The organism is Pseudomonas oryzagri (genome assembly GCF_020831405.1).
GTDB lineage: Bacteria > Pseudomonadota > Gammaproteobacteria > Pseudomonadales > Pseudomonadaceae > Geopseudomonas > Geopseudomonas oryzagri.
Genome location: NZ_JAJHPU010000017.1, coordinates 40659 through 62840, shown reverse-complemented (window position 1 = coordinate 62840; position 22182 = coordinate 40659). Strand labels below are relative to the sequence as shown.

Genomic DNA, 22182 nt, shown 5'->3' with positions numbered 1-22182 from the left:
GCGGGCAGGCGAATGGATGGATGGTCACTACGGCTCCCTGTGGTTTTCTCGGCGACGCTCAGCGGCGTCGTCCACCGAGCAGGAAGTAGGCGGCGACCAGCAGCCAGAGTGCCGCGCCGACGGCGTACTTCACGCCCGGGGTGAAACGGGTGATCGACGACCAGTAGGCCTCGATGAACGCGGCGATCAGCAGCAGGCCGATGATCCCGGCGAGCAGGCCGACGCAGTCTTTAGCCGCGGCATGCAGGGCGACGCGCCGGCTGCGCGGGCCGGGCATCAGCAGGGCGCCGCCGAGCTGCAGGCCGGCGGCGCCGGCGAAGGTTATGGCAGTCAACTCGAAAGCGCCATGGCCGATCACGAAACTCAGGAAGGTTTCGTCGTAGCCGATGCGCAGCAGATGACCGGCGATGGCGCCGATGTTGAGGCCGTTGCTAAGCAGGAAGAACAGCGAGCCGACACCCAGCAGCAGGCCGCTGGCGAAGGTCTGAAAGGCGATGCCGATGTTGTTCATGATGTAATAGCCGAACATCATCCAGTCGTCGCTGCTGGCGCGTCCGGCGTAGGGGCCCAGGCGGCTGGCGTCGGGGTCGTACATCCGTTCCATGCCCGCCACCTGCTGGGGCGACAGCAGGCTGTAGATCAGGTCGGGGAACAGGTAGACCAGCAGGCCCATGCCCAGCAGGCTGCCATAGAACAGCAGGCTGGCCAGCAGGATGCTGCGCCAGGCCGCCCGCACCTGGCGCGGGAAACCGGCGAACACCAGGGTCAGCAGGCGCGCGCCGAGGTGCTGGCGCGGCCGATAGAGCTGCTGGTGGGCGCGCAGGTTGAGCTGTTGCAGACGCTCGACCAGGCTGACGCTGTAGGCGCGGCTTTCCGCCAGGGCCAGCTGCTGGCACAGCCGCCGGTAGGCGGCGGCGAAGCCGGCGGCCTGCGGCGAGGCCGCGCGGGTCTTCTCCAGCATGGCGAGGCGCTCTTCCAGCGCACGCCATTCGTCCTGGTGCAGGGCCTCGAACTGCGCCTGTTTCATACGCCACCCCGCAGGCCGGCAGCGATGCGCTGCAGGCGCACGGCCGCCTCGGCGGGAGGCACGCCCAGCAGCGGGGCGAGCAGGCCGGCCAGCTCGTCGCGGCGCGCCGGCGACAGCTGGCGCTGGCGCTCGTCGAAGTCGAGCAGATTGCGCTGCTCCTCGGCGCTCAGGGCGAAGGGCGCGGCGAGCGGGGCGACCGGCTCCAGAGGCGACCCCCGCGGCGCGCGCGGCTGGTGGATCACCATAGTGCCGGCGGCCAGGTCGCCGAGGCGCTGGAAGCGCCGGTTGGCCAGGCTGGCGAGCAGGCCGCAGCAGTAGCCGAGCGGCAGCATGTCGACGAAGCGCAGCAGGTTGCGCAGCAGCGCCGCGCCCCAGCCCACCGGCGTGCCGTCCTCGTGGACCACGCGCAGGCCGAGCAGCTGCTTGCCGGGCGAGCGGCCCTGGTTGAACACCTCGAACAGCACCATGTACCACCAGTTGAGCAGGAACAGCAGGATCAGGCCCAGACCGATGCCCAGGTCGCCGAGGCGGCCGAGCACCAGCAGCGCGGTCAGCGACAGCGCACCGCGCAGCGCCAGGTCGACGGCGAAGGCGCGCGCACGGGGCAGCGGGCCGGCGGGCGACAGCAGCAGGTCGACTCCCTCGGGCGTTTCCACCCGCAGGCGGGTATCCAGCAGCAGGCTGGCGGGCGAGGTGGCGGGCATGGCGGCAAAGGGTCCGGTAAAAAAGGCGATGCTAGCGAGGCGGAGTCGGCGGCGGCAATGGTTTCCGCGCGCTGCGTTAGACTGCCGCAGTCCTCGACCCTGGAGCCCGTCCCGTGACCGCAAGCATCTTCTGGTACGACTATGAAACCACCGGCATCGACCCGCGCCGCGACCGGCCGCTGCAGGTAGCCGGCATCCGTACCGACGAGTCGCTCAACGAGATCGGCGAGCCGCTCAACCTCTATTGTCGCCCGAGCGACGACATCCTGCCGCACCCGATGTCCTGTCTGATCACCGGCATCGCGCCCGCCCACCTGGAGCGCCAGGGCCTCGGCGAGGCCGAGTTCATGACCCGCCTGCACGCCGAACTGGTCCGCCCCGGCACCTGCAGCGCCGGCTACAACAGCCTGCGCTTCGACGACGAAGTCACCCGCTACAGCCTGTACCGCAACTTCTTCGATCCCTACGCCCGCGAATGGCAGGGCGGCAACAGTCGCTGGGATCTGATCGACCTGCTGCGCACCGCCTACGCGCTGCGCCCGCAAGGCATCGAATGGCCGCAGGAGGAGGGCCGGCTGACCCTGAAGCTGGAAAGGCTGACCGCCGCCAACGGCATCGATCACGGTCAGGCCCACGATGCGCTGGCCGACGTGCGCGCCACCATCGCCCTGGCCCGCCTGCTGCGCGAACGTCAGCCGCGTCTTTACGACTGGTGTTATCAGTTGCGCAGCAAGGCGCGGGTATTGGAGCAGATCCGTTTGCTACAACCCATGGTGCATATTTCCGGACGTTTTTCCGCGCAGCGGCATTTCCTTTCCGTGGTATTGCCGTTGGCCTGGCATCCGCGCAACCGCAACGCGCTGATCGTCTGCGACCTGCAGGCGGATATTTCGCCGCTGCTGGAATTGCCGGGAGAAGTTCTCGCCGAGCGCCTGTATACCCGCCGCGAAGAACTGGCCGAGGATGAACTTCCGGTGCCGCTGAAGCAGGTGCAGGTCAATCGTTGCCCGATTCTGGCGCCGCTGACGGTATTGCGCGCGGAAGATCGCGAGCGCCTCGGCGTGGATATGCCGCAGTGCAACGCGCGGGCGCAGCTGCTGGAACAACAGCGGGCGGTATGGGCGGAAAAGATTCCGCGGATCTTTGCCGAAAATGGATTTGCCGTCAGCGCGGACCCGGAGCAGCGCCTGTACGACGGTTTTATTGGCGATCGCGATCGCGGCCTGTGCATCCAGGTGCGCGAGAGCGATCCGCAACAGCTGGCCCAATATGAGCGTCAGTTTGCCGACGAGCGTCTGATCGAGTTGCTGTTCCGCTACCGGGCACGCAACTTCCCGGAAACTTTGAGCGCCGCCGAGCAGCAGCGCTGGATCGAATTCTGCCGGGCGCGCCTGAGCGACAGTCAGGCCGGGGCGCCCAATACCCTGGCGGCCTTCGAGCAGGCCGCGGGCAAGTTGCTGGTCGGCGCCGAACCGCGCCAGCAGGCGCTGCTGGGCGCCTGGCGGGTGCACGCCGAGGGTTTGCGCCAGCGCTACGGCCTGGCTTGAGGCCGTAAGCGCTGCGAACTCGGAAAAATCGGCACAATAAAAAAACGCCAGCAGTGCTGGCGTTTTTTTATTCCGCGATCGGCAGGCCGGAAAATCAGCCGAGCAGGGTAGCCCAACCTTCGACGGTATCGGCGCCCCAGGTGGCTTTCCATTCTTTCAGGGTCTTGTGATTGCCGCCCTTGGTTTCGATGACTTCGCCGGTGTTCGGATTCTTGTATTGCTTGACCTTGCGGGTGCGCTTGGCCGGTGCTTCAACTTTGGCGGCGCGGGCCGGGCGGCCGGCCTTGGCGACTTTGCCTTCGGCGTCGAGCAGGGCGAGGATATCCGGCAGCGACTTGCCGTATTGAGCCATCAGTTCGCGCAGCTTGGCTTCGAAGTCCAGTTCCTTCTGCAGTTTGTCGTCCTCTTTGAGGGCTTGCAGGCGTTCCTGCAGTTGCTTGATGGCAGCTTCGGTCGAGCGATATTCGTTGATCAGGGACATGTTGATTACCTTGTGAAGGCAGGTCTGCAGGAAATACGGCACTAAACAAATAATAGACACAGCCATTTATCGAGTAAATAGCGGATGAAGCATTATTAACAACTCGGAGGAAAATAATCGCAGCGATGCTTGGCCGTGCGCGGCGGCACATTTGCGCAACGCGCCAAGTGCCGCGGTCAGTTGGCCTGCCGGCACTGCTGTAGTTTTTCGCCCGGCTGGCTAGAATGGCTTCTTTCGATGTTTGCGGAGTTACCCCATGCGTACTTTCCGGTTGGTCATCGCCTGCCCCGACCGTGTCGGCATCGTGGCCAAGGTCAGCAACCTGTTGGCCACCTACAACGGCTGGATCACCGAAGCGAGCCACCACTCGGACCTCGACAATGGCTGGTTCTTCATGCGCCACGAGATTCGCGCCGACTCGCTGCCCTTCGATCTAGAGGGTTTCCGCCATGCCTTCGCACCGATCGCCCGCGAGTTCGGCATGCGCTGGCAGGTCTACGACTCGGCGGTGAAGAAGCGCGTGGTGCTGATGGCCAGCCGCGAGTCGCACTGCCTGGCCGACCTGCTGCACCGCTGGCACAGCGGCGAGCTGGAGTGCGAGATTCCCTGCGTCATCTCCAACCACGACGATCTGCGCAGCATGGTCGAGTGGCACGACATTCCTTATTTCCATGTGCCGGTCGACCCCAAGGACAAGGCCCCGGCCTTCGCCGAGGTCACCCGGCTGATCGCCGAGCATCAGGCCGACTGCGTGGTGCTGGCGCGCTACATGCAGATCCTGCCGCCGACCCTCTGCGAGGACTACGCCGGGCGGGTGATCAACATCCACCACAGCTTCCTGCCCTCGTTCGCCGGCGCCAAGCCCTACCACCAGGCGGCCCAGCGCGGGGTCAAGCTGATCGGCGCGACCTGCCACTACGTCACCGAGGAGCTCGACGCCGGCCCGATCATCGAGCAGGACGTCGCCCGCGTCACACACCGGCAGCAGGCCGAGGACATGGTTCGCATCGGCAAGGACGTCGAGCGGCGGGTGCTGGCGCGTGGTCTACGCTATCACCTGGAAGATCGGGTAGTAGTCCACGACAACAAGACCGTGGTGTTCGACTGAGACACCGCGCCCGGTCGGCGAAGGCTTCGGACAGGCGCGCGGATGCGCCTGCGACAACTACAAGGATAGAGGAACGAGCCCATGCTCAAGTCGATCAAGGTGCGGTCGTACATGACCCGCCACCCGCTGACCTTCCGCCCGGAGATGGATCTGTTCACCGCCATCGAGCGCCTGCTCAAGCACGGCCTGACGGCGGCGCCGGTGGTCGATGCCCGAGGGGAACTGATCGGCATCCTGTCCGAGGCCGACTGCCTGCGGGCCACCCTGGCCGGTGCCTACCATGACGACGCCCACGGCGCGGTGGGCCAGTACATGACGGTGGTGCCGGACACCATCGACGTCGATGCCGACATCATCAAGGCCGCCGAAGGCTTGCTGCTCGACCAGCGCCAGCGCCTGCCGGTGCTCGATAACGGCCGTCTGGTCGGCGTCCTCAGTCGCCACGACGTGCTGCGTGCGGTCAAGGCGTTCGCCTGGCACGATACCGACCGAGGGGACTGAGCGCCTGCCGGCGCGCCACACAGCCAGCCCGCTGGTCCTGTGGGGGGCGGGGTACTGGCCTCATCACCAGCGAGGGAGTGGAAGATGCCCGAATCCGTGCAATTGCTGCTTGGCGCCGATCCCGCCGGCCAGCCCGTCGGCCAGCTGCTGCGTCTGGCCAACCGTCACGGCCTGATCGCCGGCGCCACCGGCACCGGCAAGACCGTCACCCTGCAGCGTCTCGCCGAAGCCTTCAGCGACGCCGGCGTCGCGGTGTTCGCCGCCGACATCAAGGGCGACCTGTGCGGCCTCGGCGCGCTCGGCGAGCCCAAGGGCAAGATCGCCGAGCGCATCGCCGCCATGCCCTGGCTCGGCCATCGGCCGCAGGCCTATCCGGTCACCCTGTGGGACGTCGCCGGGCAGAGCGGCCATCCGCTGCGCACCACCTTGAGCGAGATGGGGCCGCTGCTGCTCGGCGCGCTGCTGGAGCTGACCGACAGCCAGCAGGCCGCGCTCTACGCCGCCTTCCAGGTGGCCGACCGCGACGGTCTGCTGCTGCTCGATCTCAAGGACCTCAAGGCGTTGCTCAACCACCTGCAGGCCCATCCCGAAGTGCTTGGCGACGAGCGCGCGCTGTTCACCGGCGCCTCCGGCCAGGCGCTGCTGCGCCGCCTGGCGACCCTCGAGCAGCAGGGCGCCGAGGCGCTGTTCGGCGAGCCGGCGCTGCAGCTGGAGGACCTCCTGCAGCCGACCGCCGACGGCCGCGGGCGCATCCACCTGCTCGATGCCAGCCGCCTGGTTCACGAGGCGCCCAAGGTCTACGCCACCTTCCTGCTCTGGCTGCTCGCCGAGCTGTTCGAGCAGTTGCCCGAGCGCGGCGACGCCGATCGGCCGCTGCTGGCGCTGTTCTTCGACGAGGCACACCTGCTGTTCGCCGACACCCCCAGGGCGCTGCAGGAGCGCCTGGAGCAGGTGGTGCGGCTGATCCGCTCCAAGGGCGTCGGCGTCTACTTCGTCACCCAGTCGCCGGGCGACCTGCCCGACGACATCCTCGCCCAGCTCGGTCTGCGCATCCAGCACGGCTTGCGCGCCTTCACCGCCAAGGAGCAGAAGGCCCTGCGCGCGGTGGCCGACGGCTTCCGTCCCAATCCGCAGTTCGACTGCCTGGCGGTGCTCACCGAGCTGGGCATCGGCGAGGCGCTGGTCGGCACTCTGGAAGAGAAGGGCACCCCGGCCATGGTGCAGCGGGTGGCCATCGCTCCGCCGCAGTCGCGCATCGGCCCGCTCGGCGAGGCGGAACGCGCTGCGCTGATCCGCCAGTCGGCGCTGGCCGGGCGTTACGACCGGCCGGTGGACCGCGAGTCGGCCTACGAGCTGCTCACTGCACGCGCCGCCCAAGCCGAGGCGCCTGTGGTCAAGGGCAAGGCGGCCACGGCTGAAGGCGAGCAATCGTTCGGCGACATGGCCGGCGACCTGCTCGGCAGCGCGGTGGGCCAGGCGATGAAGAGCGCCGTGCGCCAGGCCGCCAACCAGATCGGCCGCGAGCTGGTGCGCGGGCTGATGGGCTCGCTGCTCGGCGGCAAGCGGCGGCGTTGAGCCGCGGGTTCGACGTCACCGAGTGACGCGACCTGGCGGTCGCGCAGGTGGGTTACGCCGCAGAGCGGCTAACCCACCCTACGGGTGCAGGGCCTTCGCCAACGTGTAGGTATCACGGACGTAGGGTGGGTAGGCCTCCGGCCGTAACCCACCAACCAGGCCGCAGGCCTGGCTGCATTCGATTCCGGCTCAACTGGCCTGCACGATCAGCCCCGACTCGCGCGCCGGCAACACGCGAATGGCGACGAATTTGGAAGTCGGCGTGTGGCTGCCTTCGCCGACGCTGGCCAGCGGCACCAGCGGGTTGGTTTCCGGGTAGTAGGCGGCCGCCTGGCCTGGCGGGGTGTCGTAGGCGAGCAGGGTGAAGCCGCTCACCCGCCGCTCGATGCCGTCGTCCCACAGCGACAGCAGGTCGACTTTCTGCCCCGCCTGCAGACCCAGGCGCTGGATGTCCTCGGGATTGACGAACACCACCTCGCGCATGCCCTTGACCCCGCGGTAGCGGTCGTCGAGGCCGTACAGGGTGGTGTTGTACTGGTCGTGGGAACGCAGGGTCTGCAGGATCAGGTCGGGCTGCTGCGTCTGGCCGCGCACCTGCTCGGGCAGCAGATCGTCCGGCAGGGCGTGATCGCGGAACTCCGCGCACCCGCTGGCGGTATTCCACTGCCGCTGGGCCGCGGCGTTGCCCAGGTAGAAGCCGCCCGGCTGCGCCAGGCGCTGCTCGAAGTCGGTGTAGCCGGGGATGGTCTCGCCGATCAGTGCGCGGATGCGCGCGTAGTCCTCGACCAGCCACAGCCAGTCGACCGGGCGGCGGTCGAGCGCGGCGGCGGCGATGCCGGCGACGATCGCCGGCTCCGAGCGGATCTGCCTGGAGAGCGGTTCGAGCTGGCCCCAGGACGCATGCACCATGCTGAACGAGTCTTCCACCGTCACCGCCTGCGGGCCGCCGGCCTGGGAGTCGATGTCGGTGCGTCCCAGGCAGGGCAGGATCAGCGCCTGCCTGCCGGTGACCAGATGGCTGCGGTTGAGCTTGGTGCTGATCTGCACGGTCAGCGCGCAATTGCGCAGCGCCTGGTGGGTGCGCGGGGTGTCCGGGGTGGCCTGGGCGAAGTTGCCGCCCAGGCCGATGAATACCCGCACCTGACCGGCGAGCATCGCCGCGATGGCCTCGACGGTGTTGTGGCCGTCCTTGCGCGGCACCTGGAAGGCGAAGCGCCGCTCGATGGCGTCGAGCAGCGCCGCCGGCGGCCGCTCGTTGATGCCCATGCTGCGATCGCCCTGCACGTTGCTGTGGCCGCGCACCGGGCAGGCGCCGGCGCCCGGCTTGCCGACGTTGCCGCGCAGCAGCAGCAGGTTGACGATCTCCTGGATGGTCGCCACCGAATGGCGGTGCTGGGTGATGCCCATCGCCCAGCAGACGATCGCCCGCTCGGCGTTGCGGTAAATGCGCGCTGCCTGCTCGATCTCGGCCAGAGCGAGGCCCGACTGCTCGGCGATCTGCGCCCAGGGTGTGGCGTCCACCGCCGCCAGATAGTCGTCCACGCCGGTCGTGTGCTCGGCGATGAAGGCATGGTCGAACACCGCCGGCAGGCCCTGCGCGAGGGCCTCGCGCTCCCACAGCAGGAGGTACTTGGCGATGCCGCGCAGCGCCGCCATGTCGCCGCCGAGTTTGGGGCGGAAGTAGGCGCTGTGGGTCGGCGCGTCGCCGTTGGCGAGCATCTCCAGGGCCTTCTGCGGATGCTGGAAGCGCTCAAGGCCGCGCTCCTTGAGGGGGTTGAAGCACACCACCTGGGCGCCGCGGTGCACCGCCTCGCGCAGCGGTTCGAGCATGCGCGGGTGGTTGGTGCCGGGGTTCTGGCCCATCACGAAGATGGCGTCGGCGTGCGCGAAGTCGGCGTAGGTGACGGTGCCCTTGCCGACCCCCAGGCTCTGGCCGAGGCCGACGCCGCTGGCCTCGTGGCACATGTTCGAGCAGTCGGGGAAGTTGTTGGTGCCCAGCGCGCGGCCGAGCAACTGGTAGAGGAAGGCCGCCTCGTTGCTGGCCCGCCCGGAGGTGTACAGCTCCAGCTGGTCGGGGTGCGCCATGGCCTGGAGTTCGCCGGCGATCAGCGCGAAGGCCGCGTCCCAGGCGATCGGCACGTAGTGGTCGGTGGCCGGATCGTAGCGCAGCGGCTCGGTCAGCCGGCCCTGATATTCCAGCCAGTAGTCGCTCTGCGCGGCGAGCTGGCGCACGCTGTAGCGGGCGAAGAACTCGGCGCCGATGCCGCGCTTGGTGGCTTCCCAGTTCACCGCCTTGGCGCCGTTCTCGCAGAAGTTCACCGCGTGCTTGCCGGGTGCCTCGCCCCAGGCGCAGCCGGGGCAGTCGAAGCCGCCGTTCTGGTTGGTTTTCAGCAGGGTGCGGATGTTCTTCAGCGCGTTGTCGCTGCCCAGCCAGGCGCGGGTCACGCTGCGCAGCGCTCCCCAGCCGCCGGCCGGGCCGGGGTAGGTCTGGAAGCGGGCGGTGGGCTGGAAGCGGTCGGCCATGGGGGTTTCCTTGCGCGAATCAGGCGGCGGGCGGCGCCGGGCTGTAGACCCGTGGCGCGCTGTGGTGGGGCAGGTGGATGAGGTTGAGGCGGTGCGCGCGCGCCCACTGCACGCTGAGTGCGGTAGGCGCCGACAGGCACACCAGGGTGGCGATGCGTGCGCGCACCGCCTTGTGGATCAGCTCCAGGCTGCAGCGGCTGGTGACCGCGACGAAGCCGGCGGCCGGTTCGAGGCCGGCGCCGGGCAGCGCGCCGATCAGCTTGTCCAGCGCGTTGTGGCGACCGATATCCTCGCGGCACAGGGCGATGTCGCCGCTGGCATCGACGTACAGCGCGGCGTGCACCGCGCCGCTGTGGCGGGCCAGGCTTTGTGCGCCGGCGATGCGTTCGCGCAGGCCGGCCAGATGTTCGGCCGGCGGCAGCGGCTGGCCGGACAGCTCGACGAGCGACGGCAGCGCCTGATCGAGGGCCTCGACGCCGCACAGGCCGCAGCCGCTGGTGCCGGCCAGCTGGCGGCGCTGGCGCTTGAGCGCCCAGAAGGCGCGGCTGGCAATCTGCACCTCGGCGCGGCACGCGGCGCCTTCGCCGTGGAGCGTCAGGTCGTAGATCTCATCGAAACCGTCGATGATGCCGCTGCTCAGGGTGAAACCGCGCACGAAGTCCTCGAGATCCCGTGGGGTGACCATCATCACCGCCTGGTTGAGGCCGTTGTAGGCGATCGCCAGCGCGCATTCCTCGGCCAGCGGCGCGGCGGCCACCGTGGCGTCCGGCGCCAGTTCGGCATAGGCGTAGCCCGCCGCCGGCGTGCTGGCGAGCGGCGCAGTGGCGGGGAGACCGGGAGCGCGTGGCATGGGCGAAGCCCTCTGCGACAATTCGACCCAGCCAGCCTAGGCCGCGCGGCGGCGGGGCGTCCAATCGCTGTTGCCGATGTATTGATCGAGCGGGTTTATCAGCTCACTTCCGCCGGGTCGCGGTGACCGCGATCTGGCGCATGGACAGGCCCGCGCGCCTGGCATAGCCTCCAGCAGCCGGGACAGGGACGGCCGCCCGTGCCGCTCCTCCGGTTCTTGTCGACCAGCCAGGGGAGGAGCCCCTCATGCGCCTGAACGCGACCGTCGTCCTGTTATTCCCCGCCACCCTCAGCAGCGCGGTTCTCGCCGCGCCCGCGCCGCCGATCACCGCCGTAGTGCTGCACCCCGGCAGCGCCACCGTGGTGCGCACTGCCCAGGTGAGCCCCGAGATGACCGAGGTGGTGTTCTCCGGGCTGCCGGCCCGCTTCGACGTGCAGACCCTGCGCGCGGAGGCCGGGCCGCAGGTGCGTGTGGGCCAGATCGTTACCCAGGAGACCGCCGGCGCCACCGCACTCAACCCCGCCGAGGCCGAACTGGAGGCGCGCATCCTCGCCCTGCAGGACCAGCAGGCGGCGCTGGATGCCGAGATCGCCTCGGCCGAGCTGGTCAAGCGCTACCTCGAGCGCTTCAGCAGCGGCACTGGCGCAGAGGGCGAGCAGCAGGGCCTGCCCAGCGATCCCAAGGTCCTTGCCGGGCTACTCGCCGCCATCGGCCAGGGGGCGAGCGAGTCGCTGGCCAAGATCCAGCGCCTGACGGTGCAGAAGCGCGAGCTGGCCCGGCAGGCCGACGTGCTGCAGCGCGATCTGGGCCAGCTGCGCAGCGGCGTGCGCGATACGCGCAGCGTCACCGTGCAGCTCAGTGCGCAACGCGCCGGCGAGCTGAGGCTCAGCTACCAGGTGGCCAATGCCGGCTGGAGGCCGGCCTACCGGGCGGCGCTGGATACCGCGGCATCGCGCCTGGAGCTGGAGCGCCTGGCCACGGTGGCGCAGAAGACCGGCGAGGACTGGAGCAACGTCAAGCTGACCCTGTCCACCACCCAGCCGCGGCTGTCGCCGGCCGGCCCCGAGCCGCAACCCTGGGTGCTCACCTGGCAGCCGCCGCAGCCGGCGCAGATGTCGGCGATGGAGTCCAAGGCGCGGGCCAACGACATGGCGGCACCGGCGGCGCTCGCCCCCGCGCGCGAGGCGGGCAGCGACGAAACCGGCTACCAGCCGCCGACCTTCGCCAATCACGGCGCCTTCGCCAGCGAGTTCGTGGTGCCGACGCCGGTCAGCCTGCCGGCCGATGGCCGCGAAGTGTCGGTCAGCCTGGCGCAGGAGACGTTGCCGGCCAAACACCATCTGCGCATTGCGCCGCGGCTGGAGAGAGCGGCGGTGGTGACTGCCGAGGCCGAGCGTCCCGAGGGCGTCTGGCTGCCCGGGGACACCCAGCTGCTGCGCGATGGCAGCTACGTGGGCTCGGCCTATTGGGAACCGGCCAGCGCCGAGCGTTTCGTGTTTTCCTTCGGTCGCGACGAGCAGCTGCGCGTGGCGGTCGATCAGGTCGAGGGCCAGGCGGGCAGCACCGGGGTGTTCGACAAGCGCAACGAGCGACGCGTCGCCGAGATGTTCACCCTCACCAACACCCACAGACAGCCGGTGGACGTGCTGCTGCTCGAGTCGTCGCCGGTCAGCGGCTCGGAGGAGATCAAGGTGCGCGCCGTGTTCGATCCGGCGCCGACGGTGCAGGCCTGGCAGCAGCGCCGCGGGGTGGTCGCCTGGGAGCGCCGGCTGGCGGCCGGCGAAAGCGCCAAGTTCGCCGTCGATTACCGCATCGAATATCCGCGGGAGGGGAGGGTCGGCGGGCTTGAGTAGCGCGCCGGATCAGCCCTGCAGCAGGCGACGCGCCTCGGCGAAGCAGGCTTCGGCCAGCGCCGAGCGCGGCGCGCTGCGGCGCAGGATCAGGCCGAGCGGGGCGAGGGTCTGGGCGTCTTCGATGGGCGTCAGCGCGAGGTGCTCGGTGAGCGCGTCGAGACCGCTGTCCAGCGGCATCACCGCGCAGCACAGGCCGGCGCTGACCGCCTGCAACAACTGATGCACGGCGTCGGTTTCCAGGCGTGGCTGCGGATCGAGGCCGTGGCTGCGCAGGGCGTGGTCGATCGACTGGCGAAAGTGCATGCCCGCCGACAGCAGGCCGAGCGGCAGGGCGGCCACCGCCTTCCAGGCCAGCGGGCCGGCGCCGAAGCGGAAGTGGCGGCGGTCGTGCAGCAGGCCCATGCGCGTATCGGCCAGCTCCAGGCACTCGAAGTGCTGCGGGGCGAGACGGTCGAGGTAGGAGAGGCCGAGGTCCAGGCGGTTGCGCGCCAGGTCCTCGAGGATCCGCTCGCTGCTCAGCGCGCACAGCTGGAAGCGCAGCTCCGGGTGGCGTTCGGCGAACAGGCCGACCAGGCGCATCGGGTCGAAGCTGGCCAGCGGCACCACGCCCAGGCGCAGGGTGCCGACCAACTGGCCGCGGCAGGCCGCCGCCTCGGCGTACAGGCCTTCCTGGGCGGCGAGCAGGCTGCGCGCCCAGGCGAGGATACGTTCGCCCTCGGCGGTGAAACCCTCGAAGCGCTGGCCGCGGCGCACCAGCTCGATGCCCAGTTCCTCCTCCAGATTGCGCAGACGCATCGACAGGGTCGGCTGGGTGACGTGGCAGCGCGCCGCCGCCTGGCCGAAGTGGCGGGTTTCGTCGAGGGCGACCAGAAAGCGCAGCTGCTTGATGTCCATCGCGGGGCCAGTCCGAGCGGGAATGGCCGCGACTCTGCCACAAGCCGGCGCCCGGCGCACCGTCGGCGCCCACGCTTCACTCGGACTGGCTGGCCGCGCGGCAGGTCGGGCCCTCATCCTCGTCATGGCGCCGGGCGCCCTGTGGCGGCCGGTTGCCCCTGAGGTGCTGCCAGATGCGTTCGCCATCCTGGATACACAGGTGGATCGGCGACAGCGAGTACTGCTGCAGCTGCAGCACCGTCATGCAGTCCTGCCACTGCTCGATTTCCAGGCGACGTAATCGTGACAGGTTGAAGGGATGCTCCTGGCCGTTCCACAGCCCGAGCAGGAAATCCCGGCAGACCTCGCTCTGGCTATCGCCGCTGCCCTGCAGGGCGGCGTGCAGCACTCTGACCAGGGCCTGCTGCGCGTAGGGGATCTGGCTGCGCTGCTGCGAGCGCCAGGATTCGTACTGCGCCATGCGCGCTTCGATAGCGCGTTCGATCTCGGCTTCGTCGCGGGCGCGGCGCGCGCGCTCTATGTCGTTGGCCGGGCGCTTGATCGGGAGGGGAACCGCATCATCGTTTCGCATGAAAAACCTCCCACTTCTCACCGACCGCCGGATTCGCTCGGCCATCGGTCTTCCACGGAACCACGGGAGCAAGTGTGAACGGCGCCACCCTCAAGTCAAGTTGACGCCCAAAAGTTGACGACAAACGGAAGGGGGTCCGCTCAGCGGTCATCATAAAAGGTAGGACGCGTCTGCGGTGGTGTGACGGAAGAAAAGAATGGCGGCACTTATTGGTCGCCGATTGTTTGGCGCATGGCCAGAAGAGGGGGGCGGCAGGCAGGACACCGGCCGGCGGGGGAAGCAACGCCTGCGGGGCGGCGCAATGCCGCCCCGCAGGCGCCGGGACGCTTAGCCGATGGTCATCAGGCTGGCGTTGCCGCCGGCGGCGGCGGTGTTGACGCTCAGGGCGTGCTCGATCAGCAGGCGTTCCAGCGGGATGTCGGTGTCGCCCTTGTTCAGGCCGTTGACGCCGACGATCGCGCCGGGGCGCTTGGCGGCCAGCTGGCAGACCTCGCGCAGCTGGTCGGAGTCGCCGTGGTGGATGATGGCGTCGAACGCCAGATCGCCGGCGGCCCAGTCGCCGATCAGCTGGATGCCCTGCTGCACGCTGCTGGGCAGCTGGGCCAGCAGCTTGCGGTTGGCCGCGTTGTCGCTCCACAGCACCGTGCAGCCTACCGCCAGCGCGGCGGCCAGTTGGACGAGCAGGTCCTGGGCGTCGTCGGCCAGGCACAGCACGCGCTCGCGCGGCAGCAGGCTGTAGGTGTTGCGCTCGCCGGTCGGGCCGGCCAGCAACTGGCTGACGCCGCTGACCGACAGCGCCGCGTAGCGCTCGGCCAGCTCGGCCAGGCCCGGCTGCTGCTTGCGCGCCCACTCCAGCAGGGCGGCGAAGGCCGCGCCCTTGACGTCGCTGCGCTGCGCCTCGCCATCCTGCAGCTGGCGGCTGACCGCCTCCTGCGGGCGGGTGGCGAGCAGGCGGTACAGGTACAGCGGGCCGCCGGCCTTCGGGCCGGTGCCGGACAGGCCCTCGCCGCCGAACGGCTGCACGCCGACCACCGCGCCGACCATGTTGCGGTTGACGTAGAGGTTGCCGACCTTGGCGGTATCCACCACCTGGGCGATGGTCTCGTCGATGCGGGTGTGCACGCCCAGGGTCAGGCCGTAGCCGCTGGCGTTGATCTGCTCGAGCAGCGCGCCCAGCTCGGCGCGGCGGTAGCGCACCACGTGCAGCACCGGGCCGAAGATCTCGCGCTTGAGCTCGTCGAGGCTGTCCAGCTCGATCAGGGTCGGCAGCACGAAGGTGCCGCGCTTGATCTCCTCGCCGTTGGCGCGCGACAGCTGGTACACCTTGCGGCCCTTGTCGCGCATCGCCTGGACGTGGCGCTCGATGTTGGCCTTGGCCTCCTCGTCGATCACCGGACCGATGTCGGTGCACAGGCGCTCCGGGTTGCCGAGGTTGTACTCGGCCATGGCGCCCTTGAGCATGGTCAGCACGCGGTCGGCGACGTCCTCCTGCACGCACAGCACGCGCAGCGCCGAGCAGCGCTGGCCGGCGCTGTCGAAGGCGGAGGCGATCACGTCGACCACCACCTGCTCGGTGAGCGCCGAGGAGTCGACCAGCATGGCGTTCTGCCCGCCGGTCTCGGCGATCAGCGGCAGCGGGCGGCCCTGGGCGTCGAGACGGCCGGCGAGGTTGCGCTGGATGATCCCGGCGACCTCGGTGGAGCCGGTGAACATCACGCCGCGGATGCGCTCGTCGGCGATCAGCGCGGCGCCGACGGTCTCGCCGCGGCCCGGCAGCAGCTGCACGGCGCCGGCCGGCACGCCGGCCTCGAGGAGGATGCGCACCGCCTGGGCGGCGATCAGCGGGGTCTGCTCGGCCGGCTTGGCCAGCACGGTGTTGCCGGCGGCCAGCGCGGCGGCCACCTGGCCGCTGAAGATCGCCAGCGGGAAGTTCCACGGGCTGATGCAGACCACCGGACCGAGGGGGCGATGGCTGTCGTTGGCCAGCTGCTGGCGCGCCTGCGCCGCGTAGTAGCGCAGGAAGTCGACCGCCTCGCGCACCTCGGCGATGGCGTTGGCGAAGGTCTTGCCGGACTCGCGGACCAGCACGCCCATCAGCTGCTGGATCTCGGCTTCCATGCGGTCGGCGGCGCGCTCCAGCACGGCGGCGCGCTCGGTCGGCAGGGTGGACTGCCAGATCTGCCCGCTGGACACCGCGCACAGCACGGCGTTGCGCACGTCCTGGACGCTGGCCTCGATCACCTGGCCGACGACGTCGCGGTGGTCGGCGGGGTTCTTCACCGGTTGCGCCTCGCCGGGCTGCGCGAGGTCGCAGCCGAGCATCGGCCGCGCCTGGTATTGCTGGTTGACGCTCGACAGCAGCGCCGAGGACAGCGAGCCCAGGCGATGTTCGTTGGCCAGGTCGATGCCGCTGGAGTTGACCCGCGCCGCGCCGTACAGGGCGCGCGGCAGCGGAATGCGCGGATGCGGCAGACCGAGGGTGCCTTCCTGGGCGGCCATCTGCTCGACCTGCGCCACCGGGTCTTCCACCAGGTCGTGCAGCGAGATGCTGTGGTCGGCGATGCGGTTGACGAACGAGGTGTTGGCGCCGTTTTCCAGCAGGCGGCGCACCAGGTAGGCGAGCAGCGTCTCGTGGCTGCCCACCGGGGCGTAGATGCGGCACGGACGGTTCAGCTTGCCCTCGGCGACCTTGCCGACCACCTGCTCGTAGAGCGGCTCGCCCATGCCGTGCAGGCACTGGAACTCGTACTGGCCGGGGTAGTAGTTCTGCCCGGCGAGCTGGTAGATGGCCGACAGCGAGTGGGCGTTGTGGGTGGCGAACTGCGGGTAGATCGCCTCCGGCACCGCCAGCAGCTTGCGCGCGCAGGCGATGTAGGACAGGTCGGTGTACGGCTTGCGGGTGTACACCGGGAAGCCTTCCAGGCCCTCGACCTGGGCGCGCTTGATCTCGCTGTCCCAGTAGGCGCCCTTGACCAGGCGGATCATCAGGCGGTGGCGGCTGCGCTTGGCCAGGTCGATCACGTAGTCGATCACGTACGGGCAGCGCTTCTGGTAGGCCTGGATGACGAAGCCGATGCCGTTCCAGCCGGCCAGCGACGGCTCGAAGCACAGGCGCTCGAGCAGGTCCAGCGACAGCTCCAGACGGTCGGCTTCCTCGGCGTCGATGTTGATGCCGATGTCGTACTGCTTGGCCAGCTGGGTCAGGCCGAGCAGGGTCGGGTACAGCTCGCCCATCACCCGCTCGTACTGGGCGCGGCTGTAGCGCGGGTGCAGGGCGGACAGCTTGATCGAGATGCCCGGGCCCTCGTAGATGCCGCGGCCGTGGGAGGCCTTGCCGATGGCGTGGATGGCCTGCTCGTAGGAGGCCAGGTAGCGCTTGGCGTCCTCCGCGGTCAGCGCGGCCTCGCCGAGCATGTCGTAGGAGTAGCGGAAGCCCTTGGCCTCCAGCGTCGCGGCGTTGGCCAGCGCCTCGGCGATGGTCTCGCCGGTGACGAACTGCTCGCCCATCAGGCGCATGGCCATGTCCACGCCCTTGCGGATCACCGGCTCGCCGCTCTTGCCGATCAGGCGGTTGAGCGAGGCGCTCAGGCCGCCCTCGTTGTGGGTGGAAACCAGCTTGCCGGTGATCAGCAGGCCCCAGGAGGCGGCGTTGACGAACATCGACGAACTCTGGCCCAGGTGCTGGCTCCAGTTGCCGTTGGCGATCTTGTCGCGGATCAGCGCGTCGCGGGTGGCCTTGTCGGGGATGCGCAGCAGGGCTTCGGCCAGACACATCAGCGCCACGCCTTCCTGCGAGGACAGCGAGAACTCCTGCAGCAGGCCCTGCACCAGACCCTGACGGCCGCTGCCGTTCTTCTGGTTGCGCAGCTTCTCGGCGAGGTTCAGCGCCAGCTTCTGGCTGGCGTCGGCCAGCTCGCGGGGCATCCGCGCCTGCTCCAGCAGCATCGGCACCGCCTCGGTTTCCGGGCGGCGATAGGCGGCGGTGATCGAGGCGCGCAGCACCGACTGCGGCAGGATGCTCTCGGCGAAGTGCAGGAACACCTGCAGGCCCTGTTCGCTCAGCGCCTCCAGCGGCTCCTCGCCGGCGGCCACGGCCAAGCCGTTGTGCTCGGCCGGGGTGGCGCCGTTCTCGATCTGCTCGAGGTAGTTGAAGATCGCCTGCTTGATCACCCAGTGGGGGGTGCGCTCGATCGAGTGGGCGGCCTGCTTGAGGCGTTCGCGGGTGGCGTCGTCGAGTTTGACGCCGAGGGTGGTGCTGGCCATGGCGGAGTCCTGTCTTGTTGTGGGGCGCAGGTGGTGCGTGGCGGAAGATTAAGCGCAATCCGCGATCAGGTGCAACCCGGTGCAACCTTTTTGCCCGTGGCGTACCGACGAGTTGTACAAGCGAGTGCGCTGCGCGGGCCGGTGGCGGCGGTGGCGCCGGGTGCGGGCCTGGAGGAAGGATAGGTGAAATCGCCCGCCCCGCGAGGGCGCTGGTCGGGTTGCCGGAAGAGGGTAGTGGTGAAACCCGGTTTTATGATGGGTGGGTTATGGGTTGCACCCAGGGGTGGAGTTGTTCGCTAGGGAGGGGCGGTGCAACCGGGATAAGCGCTCGCAACCGCTGCCGGTGGCCGCGCGAGGGAATGGCCGCGGGCCGCTCGAGCCTTGCGAGCGAAGTCGGCCCGCCCGCGCACATCATTTCCGGCGGCAGCCCCTCCCGGCTGCCGCATCGATCTCAATAGACCACGGTGCGAATGAAGTGGAGAACATCGCTGCCGATGTTTTCGTACTCGTAGGGCTGCGAGGTGTCGATGACCTGGAAGTCGCCCTTGCGCAGCGTATGCGGCGTTTCGCTCAGGGTGATCCGCAGGGTGCCCTCGACCACGTAGATCATCTCGCGCCAGTCCTTGGGATCGGGCTCGGCGACGTACTTCTCGCCGACATCCATGACCCAGTCCCACAGTTCGGCCTCGTGCCGGGCGGGCGCCGAACCGAGCAGGACCGACCGGCTGAGCTTCGACCGGCCCTTCCAGGTCAGCGCGTGGATGGGCTGCGCCGGATCCGTGCCGGCCTCGCGCACGATCTCGGAGAAGCTGACGCCCAGCGCCGTGGCGATCCGGTTCAGCCCGGTAAGGCTGACGTTGGCGTCGCCGGCTTCGACGCCGATCAGCGTGCGTCTGCTGATGCCCGCGGCTTCGGCCAGGGCGACCTGACTCAGGCCGTTCTGCAGCCGGAGCCGGCGCACATTCGCGCCGACGTGGGACAAGACTTCATCTTCGGATTGATTGTGCAATATTCTGCACCTCATAATGTGCAATATTCTGCACTTTGCTACAGGGGTGAGTGATGGCAATCAAGCATCTGGGCTTGGCGCTCAGCCGCCAGGAAGTCGCGTTGATCCTGGTCACCATGGTCTGGGGCGGCACTTTTCTGGCTGTGCAGTATGCCCTCGCCGCGAGCGGTCCGCTGTTCTTCGTGGGGCTGCGCTTCGCCGTCGCGGCCCTGTGCACCCTCATGCTCTCGCTGCACGTCCTCAAAGGGCTGACGGTCAGGGAGCTGATGGCGGGGGCGGCCATCGGCATCGCGATCTTCCTCGGCTACGAGCTGCAAACCATGGGCCTGCAGACCATCTCCAGCAGCAAGTCCGCCTTCATCACCGCCCTGTACGTGCCCATGGTGCCCCTGCTGCAGTGGGCCATTCTCCGCCAGCCGCCCCGAGCGATGGCCTGGGTCGGCATCGCCCTGGCCTTCAGCGGACTGGTACTGCTGGCCGGCCCGCAGGCCGGCGGCCTCGAAGCCGGCAGGGGGGAGCTGCTGACCCTGGTGAGCGCCTTGGCGATCGCCGCAGAGATCCTGCTCATCGGCCGTTTCGCCGGCAGCGTGGATATCCGCCGGGTGACCGTCATCCAGCTGCTGGTGGCCTCCGCGCTTGCCTTCGCCTGCATGCCGGTCGCCGGCGAGCCGCTCCCGCCGTTCTCCTGGACGCTGATCGCACTGGCCGGCGGGTTGGGGCTGGCCAGTGCGCTGATCCAGCTCACCATGAACTGGGCGCAGAAGTCCGTGTCGCCGACCCGGGCCACGCTGATCTACGCCGGCGAGCCGGTTTGGGCAGGCATCGTGGGCAGGCTGGCAGGCGAGCGGCTGCCCCTCCTCGCCGTTCTGGGCGGCGCCTTGATCGTGGCGGGAGTGATCGTCAGCGAACTGAAGTGGGTGAGAAAGCGCACCTCCGGGCAGGTCGGGAACGGACTGCGCGAAGGGGAGCCCACGGTACTGGGGTAGCTCGCAGGTGGTCGTCTCCGTCCCGCCTGACCCGGGCGAAGGGCGAAGACCGCTGCGTGGCAAAGGGACGGGCTCGGCGCTATCGGCCGGCCATTCACCCGGCGCTGCAGTGCGGGACGGCGCGCACCTGCAGCCACTCGGCGATGCGCTCGGCCACCCAGTGGCCGTCGTCCAGCGGCAGGTCGTGGCCGGCGGCGGGGTGTTCGGCGTGCGGCAGGCGCCAGCGCGCGGCCAGCGCTGCCGAGCAGCGCGGATCGACCAGCGCGTCGCGGTGACCGCTGAGCACCAGCAGCGGAACCTGCGGGCGCTGCGCCGGCAGGCGAAAGCGCGCCGCGGCGGCCAGCTGGCGCAGGGCGTTGGCGGGGCTGACCGGGTGGTTGTGGCGCAGCGCGACCCAGGCATCCAGCACCGCCGGATCGGCGCGTGCGCTGGTCAGGCGCAGGATGGCCGACTCGCGCGCGCGGGCGTCGGTACCGGTCAGCACGCCGAGCAGGATGGGGTAGCTCGCCGGGCGCAGGCGGCGATGGAACGGGCTGAGGCCGGCGAAGCTGCTGTTGATCAGCACGGCGCCGGCCACCTCGGCGGGATGGGCGGCGGCCCAGGCCAGCGCGACCATCGCGCCCAGCGACATGGCCAAGAGGTGCACCGGACCGGCGACGCCCTGCGCGGCCAGCTCGGCGCGGCAGGCGGCGAGCATGCCGGCCACCGCCGCCGGGCTCGCCTCGCGGTGGCGGCCCCCATTGCCGGGCAGATCGAGGGTGAGGGTGCGCGCGTCGGGCAGACGCGCCGCCAGCGCGGCGGGGAACTCGCCCCAGTGGCCGCTCTCGCGGGTCAGGCCGCGCAGCAGGATCCAGGTCGCCATGTGTAGTGGCCTGTTCGATTGGTCAATCTCGGCTCCCGCGGCGCCGAGGCCGGGTTGCTCCGCCTCGTCAGCGTCCTGCCATGACGCGGCGCGGCGCCGGGTCGCGCAGTCCCGCGCATCCGAACCTGCGTCAGGTCACGCACCGCGCCGGCCCCTAGTGCCATGGATACCAGCGCTGCAGCGCCTGCTGGCGGTGCTGCTCGCGCGCCTCGCCGACCGGGCACCAGCCGCGGTGGCCGCAGGCAGCGCGGCCGACGAAATCCAGCCATTCCACCTGACGACGCAGCACGCGCGCCTCGCGGTGATCGAGCAGCGGGTTGAACAGGCCCTGCAGGGACAACAGCTGGCGCGGGTTCTTCTTCACCCACAGCCAGGAGCCCATCTCCAGGGTCAGCGGCAGGTGCACCCGCTGCGGGTCGCCGCAGGCGCGCCGGTACAGGTGGTCCCAGAGGTCGCCGTGGGTCAGGTACTGGCAGCTCTGCGGCTCGAACAGATAGGGATGGTAGCAGTGGGTCTGGTCGAGCACCTCGCTCAGGGCGTGGATTTCCGCCAGGTGCGGGATGGGCGTGCGGGTGCCCGCGTAGGGAAACCAGATGCGGTCGTGCAGGCCGAAGCCCGAGTGGCAGTCCACCGCGATGCTGAAGCGGTGGCTGAGCAGTTCCTCCTCGACCACCGTGCACAGCGCCTGGCTCTCGGCCTGCATCGGTGCGCTGCGCGGACCGCGATACCAGGGCAGCCGCGCGCTCAGGCGCTGGCCGCCGACCAGGAAGGCGGCGCGCTGCTCGGCCTCCACCGGCGCGTTGCGCATCAGGTCGACGCCCTGCGGGTTGGCGCGGGTGCCGCGCCACAGCCCGCCGGGATTGACCACCGGCATGAACACCATGCGCATGCGCTCGAGTTGTTGCAGCAGCAGGGTGTCCCAGCTCAGCCGCGCCGCGACGCTGCGCAGGAAGGCCAGCACCACGCTGGCGCCGATCCGCTCCAGGCCGTGCACTCCGCCGAAATAGCCGACCGCCGGGGCCTCCGGCGCCGGGTTGCCGAGGCTGATGGCGTACACCGGCAACTGTCGTTCGCCTACCGTCACCCGGCACAGCTCGCGCGTGTGCAGCAGGTGACCGAGCTTGTCGAGCAGCCGTTCCAGCTCGACGAGCTCGCTGGGATCGTGGCCGGACATGCGATCTCCTCCGCAGAAGACGAAAACCGGGCCGGTTGCGGTCGCATTTTCGGACTTGGCTGATACGCTTTGAATAGCCGACAGCGATCAGGTCGGTTGCCGGGCCATCTTTTGGGTCGGCGGTCGTGCCGCGTGTCGGTCGTACCCCCGGATGCACCCGTTCGATTCCCAGTTTAGGCGCTCGCCCGGCGCCTGGTGGGAAGAGCGGTGGCCACAGTCCAGCGGTTTTTCATTCAGGGGACGAAGGAAACGCG

The 22182-nt window shown here is 69.5% G+C and carries 17 protein-coding genes; 6 read left to right on the top strand and 11 right to left on the bottom strand.

What is annotated here, in order from left to right; all coding sequences use genetic code 11:
* Positions 1 to 58 precede the first annotated feature (58 nt).
* Positions 59 to 1027: a stage II sporulation protein M gene (locus LMJ29_RS05465; protein ID WP_229604501.1), complete on the bottom strand. Its 969-nt coding sequence runs from the start codon at positions 1025 to 1027 to the stop codon at positions 59 to 61.
* A complete protein-coding gene (locus LMJ29_RS05460) occupies positions 1024 to 1731 on the bottom strand; it encodes an RDD family protein (protein WP_229604500.1) in 708 nt (235 codons plus the stop codon). Before LMJ29_RS05460 ends, LMJ29_RS05465 begins: the two co-directional genes overlap by 4 nt.
* 113 nt (positions 1732 to 1844) lie before the next feature.
* Here LMJ29_RS05460 and sbcB point away from each other — a divergent pair, with 113 nt between their 5' ends.
* Positions 1845 to 3278, top strand: coding sequence for an exodeoxyribonuclease I (gene sbcB / locus LMJ29_RS05455; RefSeq protein WP_229604499.1), 1434 nt, complete (start codon positions 1845 to 1847; stop codon positions 3276 to 3278).
* Between the two features lie 94 nt (positions 3279 to 3372).
* Here sbcB and mvaT read toward each other — a convergent pair whose 3' ends face one another.
* Positions 3373 to 3759: a histone-like nucleoid-structuring protein MvaT gene (gene mvaT / locus LMJ29_RS05450; RefSeq protein WP_229604498.1), complete on the bottom strand. Its 387-nt coding sequence runs from the start codon at positions 3757 to 3759 to the stop codon at positions 3373 to 3375.
* A 256-nt stretch (positions 3760 to 4015) separates the two neighbouring features.
* Between mvaT and purU the strand changes: the two genes are divergently transcribed.
* From purU to LMJ29_RS05435, 3 genes are all read left to right on the top strand, one after another.
* Positions 4016 to 4867 carry a formyltetrahydrofolate deformylase gene (gene purU, locus LMJ29_RS05445; RefSeq protein WP_229604497.1) on the top strand — a complete coding sequence of 284 codons (852 nt, stop codon included), beginning with the start codon at positions 4016 to 4018 and terminating at the stop codon, positions 4865 to 4867.
* An 81-nt stretch (positions 4868 to 4948) separates the two neighbouring features.
* A complete protein-coding gene (locus LMJ29_RS05440) occupies positions 4949 to 5368 on the top strand; it encodes a CBS domain-containing protein (RefSeq protein WP_229604496.1) in 420 nt (139 codons plus the stop codon).
* A gap of 84 nt (positions 5369 to 5452) precedes the next feature.
* Positions 5453 to 6943 (top strand): helicase HerA-like domain-containing protein, encoded by a 1491-nt coding sequence (locus LMJ29_RS05435; RefSeq protein ID WP_229604495.1) that lies wholly within the window; start codon positions 5453 to 5455, stop codon positions 6941 to 6943.
* Positions 6944 to 7132: 189 nt separating this feature from the next.
* Here the strand turns inward: LMJ29_RS05435 and LMJ29_RS05430 are convergent, their stop codons facing one another.
* Both LMJ29_RS05430 and LMJ29_RS05425 read right to left on the bottom strand, forming a co-directional pair.
* Complete coding sequence (locus LMJ29_RS05430) at positions 7133 to 9466, bottom strand: FdhF/YdeP family oxidoreductase (protein ID WP_229604494.1); 2334 nt, start codon at positions 9464 to 9466, stop codon at positions 7133 to 7135.
* Between the two features lie 19 nt (positions 9467 to 9485).
* A complete protein-coding gene (locus LMJ29_RS05425; protein WP_229604493.1) occupies positions 9486 to 10316 on the bottom strand; it encodes a formate dehydrogenase accessory sulfurtransferase FdhD in 831 nt (276 codons plus the stop codon).
* Positions 10317 to 10561: 245 nt separating this feature from the next.
* On the opposite strand from LMJ29_RS05425, the gene LMJ29_RS05420 reads away from it, so the two are divergent.
* Positions 10562 to 12169, top strand: a complete 1608-nt coding sequence (locus LMJ29_RS05420) for a DUF4139 domain-containing protein (protein WP_229604492.1) — start codon at positions 10562 to 10564, stop codon at positions 12167 to 12169.
* Positions 12170 to 12178: 9 nt separating this feature from the next.
* Here the strand turns inward: LMJ29_RS05420 and LMJ29_RS05415 are convergent, their stop codons facing one another.
* From LMJ29_RS05415 to LMJ29_RS05400, 4 genes are all read right to left on the bottom strand, one after another.
* Positions 12179 to 13063, bottom strand: a complete 885-nt coding sequence (locus LMJ29_RS05415; RefSeq protein WP_229604491.1) for a LysR family transcriptional regulator — start codon at positions 13061 to 13063, stop codon at positions 12179 to 12181.
* Between the two features lie 76 nt (positions 13064 to 13139).
* Complete coding sequence (locus LMJ29_RS05410; protein WP_229604490.1) at positions 13140 to 13634, bottom strand: DUF7673 family protein; 495 nt, start codon at positions 13632 to 13634, stop codon at positions 13140 to 13142.
* A 327-nt stretch (positions 13635 to 13961) separates the two neighbouring features.
* Complete coding sequence (gene putA / locus LMJ29_RS05405; protein ID WP_229604489.1) at positions 13962 to 17897, bottom strand: trifunctional transcriptional regulator/proline dehydrogenase/L-glutamate gamma-semialdehyde dehydrogenase; 3936 nt, start codon at positions 17895 to 17897, stop codon at positions 13962 to 13964.
* A 451-nt stretch (positions 17898 to 18348) separates the two neighbouring features.
* The gene (locus LMJ29_RS05400) at positions 18349 to 18879 is read right to left on the bottom strand and encodes a helix-turn-helix domain-containing protein (protein ID WP_319942211.1); all 531 of its coding nucleotides are present in this window, start codon (positions 18877 to 18879) and stop codon (positions 18349 to 18351) included.
* 80 nt (positions 18880 to 18959) lie between these two features.
* On the opposite strand from LMJ29_RS05400, the gene LMJ29_RS05395 reads away from it, so the two are divergent.
* Positions 18960 to 19892 (top strand): DMT family transporter, encoded by a 933-nt coding sequence (locus LMJ29_RS05395; RefSeq protein ID WP_229604487.1) that lies wholly within the window; start codon positions 18960 to 18962, stop codon positions 19890 to 19892.
* A gap of 94 nt (positions 19893 to 19986) precedes the next feature.
* Here LMJ29_RS05395 and LMJ29_RS05390 read toward each other — a convergent pair whose 3' ends face one another.
* Complete coding sequence (locus tag LMJ29_RS05390; protein WP_229604486.1) at positions 19987 to 20754, bottom strand: alpha/beta fold hydrolase; 768 nt, start codon at positions 20752 to 20754, stop codon at positions 19987 to 19989.
* Positions 20755 to 20908: 154 nt separating this feature from the next.
* Entirely contained in the window at positions 20909 to 21928 is a 1020-nt protein-coding gene (locus LMJ29_RS05385; RefSeq protein WP_229604485.1) for a M14 family zinc carboxypeptidase, read from the bottom strand.
* Positions 21929 to 22182: the final 254 nt, after the last annotated feature.

What these genes read in the sequence shown, in the direction of transcription:
- LMJ29_RS05465 (WP_229604501.1), bottom strand. Translation starts at nt 1,027, where the DNA reads ATGAAACAGGCGCAGTTCGAGGCCCTGCACCAGGACGAATGGCGTGCG.
- LMJ29_RS05460 (WP_229604500.1), bottom strand. Translation starts at nt 1,731, where the DNA reads ATGCCCGCCACCTCGCCCGCCAGCCTGCTGCTGGATACCCGCCTGCGG.
- mvaT (WP_229604498.1), bottom strand. Translation starts at nt 3,759, where the DNA reads ATGTCCCTGATCAACGAATATCGCTCGACCGAAGCTGCCATCAAGCAA.
- purU (WP_229604497.1), top strand. Translation starts at nt 4,016, where the DNA reads ATGCGTACTTTCCGGTTGGTCATCGCCTGCCCCGACCGTGTCGGCATC.
- LMJ29_RS05440 (WP_229604496.1), top strand. Translation starts at nt 4,949, where the DNA reads ATGCTCAAGTCGATCAAGGTGCGGTCGTACATGACCCGCCACCCGCTG.
- LMJ29_RS05435 (WP_229604495.1), top strand. Translation starts at nt 5,453, where the DNA reads ATGCCCGAATCCGTGCAATTGCTGCTTGGCGCCGATCCCGCCGGCCAG.
- LMJ29_RS05430 (WP_229604494.1), bottom strand. Translation starts at nt 9,466, where the DNA reads ATGGCCGACCGCTTCCAGCCCACCGCCCGCTTCCAGACCTACCCCGGC.
- LMJ29_RS05425 (WP_229604493.1), bottom strand. Translation starts at nt 10,316, where the DNA reads ATGCCACGCGCTCCCGGTCTCCCCGCCACTGCGCCGCTCGCCAGCACG.
- LMJ29_RS05420 (WP_229604492.1), top strand. Translation starts at nt 10,562, where the DNA reads ATGCGCCTGAACGCGACCGTCGTCCTGTTATTCCCCGCCACCCTCAGC.
- LMJ29_RS05415 (WP_229604491.1), bottom strand. Translation starts at nt 13,063, where the DNA reads ATGGACATCAAGCAGCTGCGCTTTCTGGTCGCCCTCGACGAAACCCGC.
- LMJ29_RS05410 (WP_229604490.1), bottom strand. Translation starts at nt 13,634, where the DNA reads ATGCGAAACGATGATGCGGTTCCCCTCCCGATCAAGCGCCCGGCCAAC.
- putA (WP_229604489.1), bottom strand. Translation starts at nt 17,897, where the DNA reads ATGGCCAGCACCACCCTCGGCGTCAAACTCGACGACGCCACCCGCGAA.
- LMJ29_RS05395 (WP_229604487.1), top strand. Translation starts at nt 18,960, where the DNA reads ATGGCAATCAAGCATCTGGGCTTGGCGCTCAGCCGCCAGGAAGTCGCG.
- LMJ29_RS05390 (WP_229604486.1), bottom strand. Translation starts at nt 20,754, where the DNA reads ATGGCGACCTGGATCCTGCTGCGCGGCCTGACCCGCGAGAGCGGCCAC.
- LMJ29_RS05385 (WP_229604485.1), bottom strand. Translation starts at nt 21,928, where the DNA reads ATGTCCGGCCACGATCCCAGCGAGCTCGTCGAGCTGGAACGGCTGCTC.